Origin of the sequence: Devosia sp. (assembly GCF_017307495.1) — a bacterium.
Lineage (GTDB): Bacteria > Pseudomonadota > Alphaproteobacteria > Rhizobiales > Devosiaceae > Devosia_A.
The window spans coordinates 145,637-157,204 of sequence record NZ_JAFKHE010000012.1; the positions used below are offsets into that span (position 1 = coordinate 145,637).

The 11,568-nt window shown below is 67.2% G+C and carries 13 protein-coding genes; 4 read left to right on the plus strand and 9 right to left on the minus strand.

All coding sequences use genetic code 11. The features are described 5' to 3' along the window. Window positions 1–166 precede the first annotated feature (166 nt). From J0I99_RS01270 to J0I99_RS01305, 8 genes are all read right to left on the minus strand, one after another. The gene (locus J0I99_RS01270) at window positions 167–523 is read right to left on the minus strand and encodes a cupin domain-containing protein (protein WP_291395315.1); all 357 of its coding nucleotides are present in this window, start codon (window positions 521–523) and stop codon (window positions 167–169) included. Window positions 524–625: 102 nt separating this feature from the next. Next, window positions 626–892 carry a hypothetical protein gene (locus tag J0I99_RS01275; RefSeq protein WP_291395317.1) on the minus strand — a complete coding sequence of 89 codons (267 nt, stop codon included), beginning with the start codon at window positions 890–892 and terminating at the stop codon, window positions 626–628. Between the two features lie 131 nt (window positions 893–1,023). Then, on the minus strand, window positions 1,024–1,293 hold the full coding sequence (locus tag J0I99_RS01280) for a PilZ domain-containing protein (protein WP_291393905.1): 270 nt from the start codon (window positions 1,291–1,293) through the stop codon (window positions 1,024–1,026). 86 nt (window positions 1,294–1,379) lie between these two features. After that, window positions 1,380–3,146 (minus strand): adenylate/guanylate cyclase domain-containing protein, encoded by a 1,767-nt coding sequence (locus J0I99_RS01285; RefSeq protein WP_291395319.1) that lies wholly within the window; start codon window positions 3,144–3,146, stop codon window positions 1,380–1,382. A gap of 121 nt (window positions 3,147–3,267) precedes the next feature. Continuing rightward, window positions 3,268–4,527, minus strand: coding sequence for an RNA polymerase sigma factor (locus J0I99_RS01290; RefSeq protein ID WP_291395321.1), 1,260 nt, complete (start codon window positions 4,525–4,527; stop codon window positions 3,268–3,270). Between the two features lie 42 nt (window positions 4,528–4,569). Beyond that, a complete protein-coding gene (locus J0I99_RS01295) occupies window positions 4,570–4,998 on the minus strand; it encodes a YciI family protein (protein ID WP_291395324.1) in 429 nt (142 codons plus the stop codon). Between the two features lie 12 nt (window positions 4,999–5,010). Continuing rightward, entirely contained in the window at window positions 5,011–5,436 is a 426-nt protein-coding gene (locus tag J0I99_RS01300) for a YciI family protein (RefSeq protein ID WP_291395326.1), read from the minus strand. 113 nt (window positions 5,437–5,549) lie between these two features. Further along, entirely contained in the window at window positions 5,550–6,578 is a 1,029-nt protein-coding gene (locus J0I99_RS01305) for a hypothetical protein (protein ID WP_291395328.1), read from the minus strand. A 105-nt stretch (window positions 6,579–6,683) separates the two neighbouring features. On the opposite strand from J0I99_RS01305, the gene J0I99_RS01310 reads away from it, so the two are divergent. From J0I99_RS01310 to J0I99_RS01320, 3 genes are all read left to right on the plus strand, one after another. Continuing rightward, the gene (locus J0I99_RS01310; RefSeq protein WP_291395329.1) at window positions 6,684–7,262 is read left to right on the plus strand and encodes a nitroreductase; all 579 of its coding nucleotides are present in this window, start codon (window positions 6,684–6,686) and stop codon (window positions 7,260–7,262) included. Window positions 7,263–7,331: 69 nt separating this feature from the next. Further along, window positions 7,332–8,150, plus strand: coding sequence for a transglycosylase SLT domain-containing protein (locus J0I99_RS01315; RefSeq protein WP_291395331.1), 819 nt, complete (start codon window positions 7,332–7,334; stop codon window positions 8,148–8,150). A 77-nt stretch (window positions 8,151–8,227) separates the two neighbouring features. Further along, the gene (locus J0I99_RS01320) at window positions 8,228–9,436 is read left to right on the plus strand and encodes a DUF2336 domain-containing protein (protein ID WP_291395333.1); all 1,209 of its coding nucleotides are present in this window, start codon (window positions 8,228–8,230) and stop codon (window positions 9,434–9,436) included. On the opposite strand, the gene J0I99_RS01325 is transcribed toward J0I99_RS01320, so the two are convergent. Further along, window positions 9,433–10,206, minus strand: coding sequence for an NAD kinase (locus J0I99_RS01325; RefSeq protein WP_367115342.1), 774 nt, complete (start codon window positions 10,204–10,206; stop codon window positions 9,433–9,435). The two genes, J0I99_RS01320 and J0I99_RS01325, sit on opposite strands and share 4 nt — an antisense overlap. A 116-nt stretch (window positions 10,207–10,322) precedes the next feature. Between J0I99_RS01325 and prfB the strand changes: the two genes are divergently transcribed. After that, window positions 10,323–11,451 (plus strand): peptide chain release factor 2 gene (gene prfB / locus J0I99_RS01330; protein WP_291392017.1). Its coding sequence is split into 2 segments (ribosomal slippage): window positions 10,323–10,391 and window positions 10,393–11,451, totalling 1,128 coding nucleotides; the frame shifts between segments, so codons are not numbered across the junction. Window positions 11,452–11,568: the final 117 nt, after the last annotated feature.

The following is an 11,568-nucleotide window of genomic DNA, read 5'->3' on the forward strand; positions in this document are numbered from 1 at the left end:
CGGCCTTGAACGCGAGCCGAACCCGACATTCAACCTGCATTCATAGTCATCATATGACTTACGACTCTGGCGCGGCTGCGCGTGGGCGGGTTGCGTCGCGCCAGCAGACAAACGAAAAGGGCGACCGCAGGGGTCGCCCTTTTCGTGAAGCCGCCGTTTGGTTGCGTCAGGCAGCGGTGAGGTGGATCGTGATCCTCCAGGCATCGCGCACGGGGGTAGCCGGTGCGGTCCGGCAGAGCAGGCGGGCGACTTCGTCACCGACGTTGCGGTAGCCGAACGCGGTCCCGGCCGGAACGCGAACGTGCGATCCGGCGCCCACATATGCGGCCGCGCCGTTGACCATGACTTCGATGACGCCGTCGCTGACGTAGAGCACGGTTTCGGCGCCGTCATGCAGGAACGGACCGGCCTGTACCTGGGCGGGCAGAACATGCGCCTGCGCGCGATACTGAAAGCCGGCTCCCGACGCGTTGGCGACGTGCAGGACACGATCGCCGACAATGAAGAATGCATGCTTGGACATCGAGGACTCCCCGGACCGACGCAGCACCGTAGTGCCACCAGCCTGAACCTGATTTGAACGGAGGGGAAGGGGGAAGCGGCTGCTCGCCGCTTCCAAAGCCGCCTAGAGCGGCCACTCGCCGTCGTAGCAGCCGTCGGGCGCCCACTCGACCGTGCTCACCACGCCGCCGTAGCATCCGGCGTTCTGCGGCTCGACGAGCGATTTGTTCGAGCCGACCTGGTCGCAGTAGCCGCCGGGACGCTTGTAGCTCTCGGGGCCATCGGGGCCGCACAGGGCCGAGATGCTGGTGTCGACGGCCAGGCTCGGCGTGATCACCGGGAAGGCCACGAGGGAAGCGGCGACCAGCGCCAGGGCAACGATATTCTTCATAGTCCACTCCTGTTAGACAACCATTCCGCAGGGAGGCGGAAGACGAGGCGGGCTATTGCGTCCGCCGTCGATGGCCGGTCTGATAGGAGGGGCGGTTTGAACCGATCCCGAACCGCGCGTTCAGTGCGGGTTCAGCGACTCGCCGGGGCGCCCACGAACTGCACGCCCAGTTCCTTTACCGCTCGCCACACCACGATGCAGGGCTGCGGCCGCACCTTCCCCACGACGAGGTCGAAGGTGCGGGGAATGTTGGCGACCGAGGCGACTTCGAGCTTGGCGCCGGAATCGGAGAGGTTGCGGATGATGCACCGCATGCGCGAGCGCCCGCCATCGAACACCACCGTCGCCTCGATCATGGTGTTGCGACGCGGAGCGAGACGTTTCTCGAGTCGTATATCCAAGGCACTGCCCCCAAAACCGCTACGCAGAATGCCGCGTTCCGGTAGAGGAAGTACTTAGGCCATCGCTAAAATTGCGTAAGCGCCCGCTACTTCAGGCCGGCAAGGCTCAGTCCCTGCAGATAGCGGGCGAGTAGCGAGGGGTACATAAAGCGCAGGCCGTCCCCAATGCTGGCGATGCTGACGCCGGGGTGGTGGCGCTGGAAGCGCTCGAGGGAATCGCGCGCCGCGGCGAGGTCGCCGTGATGGGCGTGGTACACCGCGAGGTCCCGATGCGGCCAGGTGATGCCCGGGCGCTCCGACATGGCGCGCTGTGCCCAGGTGATCGCCTGCTGCGGGCGGCCGGCGGCGAAATGCGCGAGGCCGACGCCGATATGCACGTTGAACGCAAACGGATCCATCGGCGACAGCCGCATCGAGCGCTCGAAGGCGGCCAGGCCCTCCTCGGGATGGCTCAGGTAGACCTGGCCCCAGCCGCGCCGCATCCAGGCCCAGGCATGGTTGGGGTCAAGGTGCAGCGCCCGGTCGGCCAGCGCCGTGGCCTGCGGCACGTCCTGGCCGAGCATCATCATGGCGGACCCCAGCGCCGTGAGCGCGGTAGGATCGTCGCCGATGCTGCGGGTGGCTGTTTCGATCAGCCTCTGCGCTGCCCGGCGCTCGGAGGCGAAGTCGGTCGTCCAGTTGTAGACGACCTGCTGACCGTGGGCCCAGGCGGCGAGCCCGGCCGCCAGCGCATAGTCGGGGTCGAGCTGCAGGGCGCGCTCGAGGAGCGCAATCGCCTCGGCATTGTCCTCGGGGCTGTGGGCCCACAGGTGCGGGAAGGCGCGCATGACGAGGTCGTAGGCAGCCAGCGTATCGGGTCGCTTCTTTCTCGCCCGGTCGATTTCGGCGCGCCGGATCGAGGGCTGGATGGCACTGGCCACTTCAGCCGCCATCCGGTCCTGCAGGTCGAAGAGGTCTGCGACGGCGCCGTCGATCCTGTTGGACCAGATGTGGCTGCCGGTTTCGGTCTCGACCAGTTGCGCCGTGATGCGGACGCGCTCTCCGACGCGACGGACGGAGCCCTCGACGACATAGCGCACGCCCAGGTCGCGGCCGATCTGACGGATGTCGACACCGGCACGGCCCTTGTAGGTGAAGGCCGAGTTGCGGGCGATGACGAAGAAGTCCTTCACCCGGCTCAGCGTCGCGGTGATCTCCTCGACCACAGCGTCGGCGAAATAGCTCTGGTCGGCCTCTCCCGACAGGTTGTCGAACGGCAGCACCACCACGGACGGGCGGTTGCTCGGCGGTGGCGGCGGCGCGGCGTCGGTGGGCTGCGGACGTGCAATCCCGGCCGGATGCCAGGTGTAGATGCGCACCGTCTTGCTGATGTTCTTGAGCTCGGTGGGGCCCATGTCGGTGAAGGGCAGCTCGGTGGTCCCGTCGAGGTACTGGTACATCCACTTGGTGATGCACATGCCGCCCGGCGGAGAATGGCCCTGCACCCGCACGGCAAGATTGATGCCCGAGCCGTAGAGGTCGTTGCCCGCCACCAGCACGTCGGCGAGCACGATGCCGGCGCGCACCTGGAACATCTCGCCGCCCGGCGCATGGATCTTGCGCTCGTAGATCTCCCGCTGCAGCTGTGCCGTCCACTGCACCGCGGCGACGACACTGTTGAACTCGGCGAGCAGGCCGTCGCCCATCGTCTTGAAGACCTTGCCGCCGGCCTCTCCGATGGTACGCGCGATCAAGCGATCGTAGACCCGCTGCACGAGGCGCAGGGTCTGACGTTCATTGCGTTCGACGAGCCGGGAATACCCCACCACGTCCAGCGATACGATCGGGACCAGTCTTCGGTCAGGCTGAACCATTCGAGTCTTCTGCTGCGACAGCCGGTTTTATAGCATTGCCGACGGCGACGGAGATAGCGCGGCGGGCAGGGGACCGCCACCATATTCCTGCGCGACGGGCATGCCCTGGGGGCGGCCGGACTCAGTCGGCGAGGCAGCTCGCGGCACGATCGAGCAGCAGGGCCCGCTCACGCTGGTTCCGGGTCAGTTCGGCCGCACGCTCGAACTCGAATCGGGCCTCCGTCCTGCGGCCGAGCTTCATCAGGAAGTCGCCCCGTACGCTCGGCAGCAGGTGATAGGTCCTGAGCGCGGGCGCATCGGCAATGGCGTCGAGAATGGCGAGCCCATTCCCGGGGCCGAATGCCATTGCATGCGCCACCGCCCGGTTGAGTTCGACCACCGGGCTGGGCGTGTTGGCGGCAAGCGCATCGTAGAGCGCCGCGATTCGCGGCCAATCCGTCTCGCCGGCGCGACGCGCCCGGGCATGGCAGGCGGCAATCTCGGCCTGAAGCACGTAGGGGCCGTTGCCACCGAGCGCGGCGGCCCGATCCAGGGCGGCGAAGCCGCGGTTGATCAGCAGCCGGTCCCACAGGCCGCGATCCTGGTCCAGCAGGAGTATGGGCTCGCCCCCGGGGCCAGTGCGGGCGCGCAGGCGAGAGGCCTGGATCTCCATGAGGGCGACGAGGCCGTGCACCTCCGGCTCCTCGGGTGTGAGGCCGACGAGGACACGGCCCAGCCGCATCGCCTCCTCGCACAGCTGCGGCCGCGTCCAGTCATCACCGGCCGTCGCCGAGTAGCCCTCGTTGAAGATGAGGTAGATCACATCGAGCACCGAGGCGAGCCGCGCGGCGCGCTCCTCAGTGCGTGGTACCTCGAACGGAAGGCCGGCCTCGGCCAGGCTCTTCTTGGCGCGCACGATGCGCTGGGCAATCGTCGGCTCGGCGGCGAGGAAGGCACGGGCGATCTCGTCGGTCGTCAGCCCGCCAAGCAGCCGCAGCGTCAGCGCGACGCGCGCCTCGGGCGAAATGGCCGGATGGCAGGCGGTGAAGATCAGCCGGAGCAGGTCGTCCCCGACGTCGTCGTCGAGTGCGGTATCGAGGTCGGGCGCCGTCGATTCCTGCTCGCGCAGGTCGTGGCCCAGTTCCTCGAGCTTTCGCGCGGCCATCTTGTTGCGCCGGAAATAGTCGATGGCGCGGCGCTTGGCGGTCTGCATCAGCCAGGCCCCCGGATTGAGCGGCACGCCGCTTTCCGGCCAGTGCCTGAGCGCCACAACCAGCGCGTCCTGCGCCAGTTCCTCGGCAAGACCGACGTCCCGGACGATCCGCGTCAGGCCGGCAATCACCCTGGCCCGTTCGAGCCGGAAGACTGCTTCGATGGCGCGCTGAGTGTCCCGTTCGGTCATGGTGGCGGATCAGACCAAATCCGATCCGCCGCGGCAAGCGCGTCACTTGCGGGCGTGCTCGGCGATGCGCATCGCCGCCTCGCGCTCGATCAGCTCAGGCGTCATCGCGTCGCCGAAGTCCTCGGCGGTGGCGACCTGCCGGAGTTCGAGCTCGACGCTGCCGTGCCCGTCCTCGGGCGGCCACTGTCGCACCCATTCGAGCGCCTCCTCGCGGGAGGCCACTTCGATCATGGTGTAGCCGGCGATGAGTTCCTTGGCCTCGGCAAAAGGACCATCGGTGACGGTCGGCCTGCCGTTCGCGAACTTGATGCGGGCACCGCGGGAACTGGCCAGCAGGCCATCGCCGCCGACCAGCACGCCGGCTTTGGAGAGCTTCTCGTTGTAGGCCGTCATGGCCTCGATGAGTTCGGTGGAGGGCATCACCTCGGCCTCGGTCTCGGCGTCGGCCTTGCGGATGATCATGAAACGCATGCAGTGCTCCCCTTAGTTGGTGATGGGCTTCTGGTTGGCGTCGCGCCAGGCCTGTTCGCGGGCGACCTCCTCGGCGGGGACGACGTCGGCGAAGTCGGCCGCCTCGAAAACGCGGCGCAACTCGATCGTCTCACCTTCGTCGAACGGGATGCGCTTGACCCACTCAAGCGCCTCGGCCTCGGACTTGGCGGTGATGATCCAGAAGCCGGCGATCAGCTCCTTGGTCTCGGCGAAGGGGCCGTCCTTGATGACGTGCTCGCCCCTGGTAAAGGTGACGCGCGCTCCCCGGCTCGAGGGATGCAGGCCTTCCGCGGCGAGCAGGATGCCGGCGTCGATCAGTTCTTGGTTGAACTTACCCATTGCCTCGAAGGCTTCGGGCCTGGGCATGATGCCGGCTTCGCTGTCCGCTGTCGCCTTGACGATGATCATGAAACGCATGGTCGGTCTCCTTGTGCATGCCGGCCGCCGAACGGGCTGTTCAGCCGCCTTCAGCGACACAACGAGCGGGCCCGGGCAAAATCGACAGGCGTGGCAAAGATTCTTCGGGGGCGTCAGTAGACGGTGGTCAAGACCTCGACTTCCCGCGCCGGACCGGCCTGGACCTGGAACTCGCGGTTGTAGACCTGCTCGCCGCGTTTCGCCAACACCAGGTAATCGCCCTCGGCAAGGACGGTCGACGGGAACGCGCCGATATTTGTGAAGACCGTCTGCCCGTCCGCCGTCTTCACGGTCCAGTCGATATCGGCAATCGCCTCGCCGCCGGCCTGGCTTACCAGCTTGAACGAGACCTGGGCGGCCTTGTGGTAGAGCGTGGCATCGGTCAGCTGCCCGGGCTCGACCCGGAGATCGGCACGGACCACGGCGTTCACGTCGCCGAAGTAGGAAACGATGTGGTAGGTGCCGGCGTTGAGCGTGACGATGTCGTTGGGGCTGAGATTCTGGGCGACCAGCGTGCGGTCGGCCTCGTTGCCGCCGGCGCCATAGATATCGAAGCGGAGCAGGTTGATGGGAATCGGCACGTCGCCGGTCACGGCCGCGTTGAGGCGCATGGCGCCTGCATCAAGCACGAGCTGCTTCCTGTTCTCACCCTGCGCCACCGTCAGCGTATCGGTGGTCTGGGCCCGGCCGTAGGCGACGTGGACAACATAGTTGCCCGGCGTCAGCTCCATGTGCGCCGTCGCGTCGTCGGACTTCTGCGCGAGGATCAGGTCGCCCGAGGAATCGGTCCTCGTCTCGAAGACGCGCCAGGTGACACCGTCGGGCAGGGGCGTCCCATCCTCGGTGATCTTGGCCATGAGCGTTACCGGCTGCGGCGTGGCGTTGGCCGAGGCGGCGGCGGCTGCAGCGGCGGCGGCCTGCGCAGCGGCCTGCATGGTGGATTCGTCCGGAACCGCAGGCTCCGTGGCCTCGGGCTCGGCCGTCGTCGCCCCCGATGGGTCGGCTGGCTGCTCGATGCCCTGCGGCATGCGATCGGCGCGGCGAGGCAGGGGCGTCGGCGCGTCCTGGGCGATCGCCACCATCGGGGCAAGCAGCGCCGCCAGCGCGAGCCAGCCGATCCAGTGCTTCAGTTTCACCCGCATTCCCCGCAACCTGAGCCGCCCCGGCTGGCCTGACTGCCATGCCTGCTACGCTTGGATTTTGGAGAAGCTGTGTCATAAGGGCCCCACTCTCGCAAGGACCGGACCATGGCCATCAACGCAGCACTGCGCGACTACCTCAAGACCCGCCGTTCCGTCGGCATCGGCTTTCTCAAGGACCCCGGCCCGACCCCTGAGGAACTCGAGGAAATCCTGACCATTGGCACGCGCGTGCCCGACCACGGCAAATTCGAGCCCTGGCGGCTGATCGTGATCCAGGGCGACGCCCGCGCCAGGGCCGGGGAGAAACTGGCCGAGATCATGAAGCGCCGCCGGCCCGACATCGACGAGGCCGGCCTCGACATCGAACGGCGCCAGTTCCTGCCGGCGCCCGTGACGATCGGCGTGCTGCTGTCGCCCAAGCCGAACCCGAAGGCGCCGGAGATGGAGCAGCTGCTGTCGGCCGGCAATGTCTGCTTCAACCTCTCGCACGCCGCCTTCGCGCTCGGCTTTGCCGCCAGCTGGACCAATCGCTGGTACGGCTTCGACACCGAGGCGCAGACCATGCTGGGCGCGCGCGGTGGCGAACGGTTCGTCGGCTTCATCCACATCGGCACCCCGACCACGGTGATCGAGGATCGCGACCGGCCGAACCTCGCCAAGGTCGTCAGCTACTGGGGAAGCTAACGCTTCGTTAACCGGTTGCGGGCGATTGGTTAACCGAACGTTAGCAACCGGACCCTCGAGTCGATGGGCGTGAAGCCGATATCGGTGCCGCAGCCGCTCGCCTACGCCATCGATTCGGCGGGGGCGAAGAGCGACGTCGATTTCGACTACCTGCTGCAGACAGCGATCCGCGAAAGCAGCCTCAACCCTGGGGCCAAGGCGCCGACATCGAGCGCTACGGGGCTGTTCCAGTTCCTCGACAGCACCTGGCTGCAGGTGATGAAGCAGGAGGGGCCCCGGCTCGGCTACCAGCAATATGCCGACGCCATCCAGGTCAGCTCGGACGGGGATTACTACATCGCGGACAAGGGGCTGCGGCGGGAAGTTCTTGCCCTACGCGAGGATCCGCAGATCGCTTCCGACCTCGCCGCCGCCTACACGCGCGGCAACGGCGAATACCTCTACTCGCGGTTTGGCCGCATGCCGAGCCCGGGCGAACTGTACATCGCGCACTTCCTCGGCGCGCAGGGCGCCGAGAAGCTGTTCAATGCCGGGCTCGCCGACCCCGACCAGATCGCGGCCAAGCTCTTTCCCAGGCAGGCCGCGGCGAACCGTTCGATCTTCTACGAGCACGGCAAGGCCCGGACCATCCGGGAGGTGTACGAGGCGCTGGTCGACAAGCACCAGACCCCGGTCGATCCGCTGTTTTCGGCCCAGCAGATGGCCTCCGATCCGTCCGGCAAGTGGCCCGACGCGACGCCGCTGCCGTCGCGATTCTCGGCCGGCGACATGTCGTTCACGTCGCTGTTCTCGAACGAGGGCGAGGTCCAGGGCAGGGTGCTGATGAGCCCCTCCACCGAGACCCAGGGGTCGGCGCTGTTCACCCAGCTCTACGGGCAGGGCAAGTAGCCGCCTGAACAATCATGGTGAACCGGTTATTAAGGCTTCGCGGGTAGCGTCGACTTCGGCGCTTTCCGGAGAGCTTGATGGTCGCGTACCAGGATTTCGTCGCGCTGAGCCAGTCGCGCGACAGCGAGGAGAGGGGGCAGGCGGCCCACCTCGCGGCCATGGCCTATCTCAACCATTTCGGACCAGCCGACGAGCATGCGGCGCTGTATGCCGCGCTGATCGGCTTTCTCGACGATCCGTCCGTGCGTGTGCGCGGCGCCCTGGCCTACGGGCTGCTGCATGCCGTGGAGGCGCCGCGGCCGATCCTGCTGGCGCTGCTCGGCGACAGCCCGGTAATCGCGCGTGCCGTTGCCCAGTACTCGCCGGCCCTGGTCGATGCCGACCTGATGTCGGTCATTCGCAGCGCCGACGAGGCCATGCTGATGGCTGTCTGCATGCGCGAACGGTTGTCGCAGCGGGTGGTCGAAGCGTTGATCGCGTTTGGCGGGCGACCCGTGCTGCTGGCCCTGCTGCCGCGGCCGGACGTGCCGTTCACCGCGGCGATGCTGTCGCGGATCGCCGCCAACGAGGCGACCGAGGACCCCGAACTGCGCGGCCTGATGCTGGATCGGGACGACCTGCCGGCAGATGCGCGCCTCGTGCTCGTCCAGGCTGTTGCCGCGGCGCTGCGGGCCAATCGCATCGTCGGCGGCGCCGTCGCCCCGCATCGGCTCGAGCGGATCCTGCGCGATGCCACCGATACTGCGCTGACTTCGATCGGCGAGCACGAGGCGGCGGCGGGCCGCTTGCCCTATGCCGCCACGCTTGTCGACAGCGAGCGCGTGTCCACCCGCGTCATGCTGCATGCGATCGTGCAGGGCCATGTGCTGTTCTTCGCCGATTGCGTCGCCAACCTCGCCGGGACCCCGCGCGACAAGGTGTTCACGTTGCTGGAGCGCGGCAGCCGTGCAGCGCTCAACGCGCTGTTCACGCGCTGCGGTCTCTCCGAGGCGGTTCGCAACATGCTGGCGCGCCTGATCTTCCACGCCCGCGCCGCCGACCTCGCCGACGACCTGGCGGCCCGGCACTTTGTCGTAACGGCGCTGACCGAGGAACTGATTGTCGACCACGGCGGCGTCATCCCGCCCGACCTCGAGGAAGCCTTCGCGTATCTGAGCGAGCAGAACGTGCTGCTAGCGCGTCGCGCCGCCCGGGGGGTGATGGCGGCTTTTGCGGGCTGGACGGATGCCCGCATGGTCCTGCCGGAGCTCGAGGCGGCGGATCGCCTGGCGCTGCCGGCCGCTTAGTAGCGGAACTGTTCGGTCAGGACGCGCTCCTCGAGCCCGGTGCCGGGGTCGAACAGAAGCGTCACCTTCTGGTTGCGATTCTCGCGCACCGTGACCTCGAGCACCCGCTGGAACTCGACATTGTCGGCCACGGCGCTCACCGGACGCTTGTCGGCCTCACGGGTCAGGAACTTGACCACGGCGCGGTTGTTGAGGATGGCGCCGCGCCATCGTCGTGGCCGGAATGGAGAAATCGGCGTCAGGGCGAGCAGGGGCGCATCGATCGGCAGGATCGGACCGTGCGCGGAAAGGTTATAGGCGGTCGAGCCGGCAGGGGTTGCCAGCAGGACGCCATCACAGATCAGTTCGTCGAGCCGCACGTGGTCATCGACGAGGATCTGCACCTTCACGGCCTGGTAGGTCGCGCGGAACAGCGACACTTCGTTCAGGGCGAGCGCCGTGTGCTCGCTGCCATCGGCAAGATGCACATGCATCTCGAGGGGGTAGATGTCGGTCGGCTTGGCCGCCGCGAGGCGCGCCGGCAGGCCATCGGCGGCGAAATCGTTCATCAGGAAGCCGACCGAGCCGAAGTTCATGCCATAGACAGGCACGCCCATGCCCATCTTGCGGTGCAGCGTCTGCAGCATCAGCCCGTCGCCGCCGAGCGCGACGACCAGACGGGCGCTGTCGAAGCCGCAATCGCCATAGCGCTCGCGCAGCATGGCCGCGGCGCCATCCGCCTCGGGCGTGCCGCTGGACACGAAGCTCAGCCCTTCGATGCGTTCAGTCACGGCCCGCCCCCGGTCATCCAGCCCGCTGCCTAGCATGGGCGGCGGACGCGGGGAAGAACGGGTTGATCGCGCCCTTCGTCTCAACTACATGGGGCGCAACGAGTTCGAGGACAGACATGCGCGCCGAAATCACCAAGGTCATCGCCGAGATCGAGCAGGTCATAAGCCTGCTGAGGAGGCATCTTTGACTGGGGTACAGCCCAGGCAAGACTAGACGATCTCAACGCCCGCACCGAGAATCCGAACTTCTGGGCCGACCCCGAGAAGGCGCGCCCGATCATGCAAAAGCGCGATGAGCTGGACGCCCAGATCACCGCCGTGCGCAAGTTCGAGGCCTCGATCCGCGACAACTCCGAACTCATCGAGATGGGCGAGGCCGAAGGCGACGCCGAGGTCGTGAAGGAGGCCGAAGCGGCCCTGCAGGAGACGCTGAAGGACGCACGCTCGGCCCAGGTCGAGACGCTGCTGTCCGGCGAGGCCGACGGCAACGACGCCTACCTCGAGATCCACTCCGGCGCCGGCGGCACCGAGAGCCAGGACTGGGCCAACATCCTGCTGCGCATGTACACGCGCTGGGCCGAGCGCCGGAAGTTCAAGGTCGAAGTCATGGAAATGCATGACGGCGAGGAAGCCGGGATCAAGTCGGCGACGGTCAAGATATCCGGCCACAACGCCTACGGCTGGCTGAAGACCGAGTCCGGCGTGCACCGCCTGGTCCGCATCTCGCCGTATGACAGCGCTGCGCGCCGCCACACCAGCTTTTCGAGCGCCTGGGTCTATCCGGTGGTCGACGATACGATCAACATCGAGATCAACGAGTCCGACCTCAAGGTCGACACGTACCGGTCGTCGGGCGCCGGCGGCCAGCACGTGAACACCACGGACTCGGCCATCCGCATCACGCATATCCCCACCGGGATCATCGTGGCCTGCCAGGCCGAACGCAGCCAGCACAAGAACCGCGCGACCGCCATGGCGATGCTGAAGGCACGGCTCTACGAGGCCGAGATGCAGAAGCGCGAGGAAGCGGCGAACGCCGAGTCCGCCGCCAAGACGGATGTCGGCTGGGGCCACCAGATCCGCAGCTACGTCCTGCAGCCCTACCAGATGGTCAAGGACCTGCGTACCGGGCACGAAACGTCCAACACTGCCGCCGTTCTGGATGGCGATCTCGACGACTTCATGGAAGCCTCGCTGGCGGCGCGCGTCACCGGTTATGCGGACCGCGTCGCCGACGTCGAATAAGGTTTCGGCCGGTGCCATGGGCACCGGCCGAAAACCCCAAGATCCCCGAAAATCAGGATGTTGGCGCCCAGAGCCACCTCGGCGCCCAACAGGTGGACTGCTAGCATGCTGGCGAAC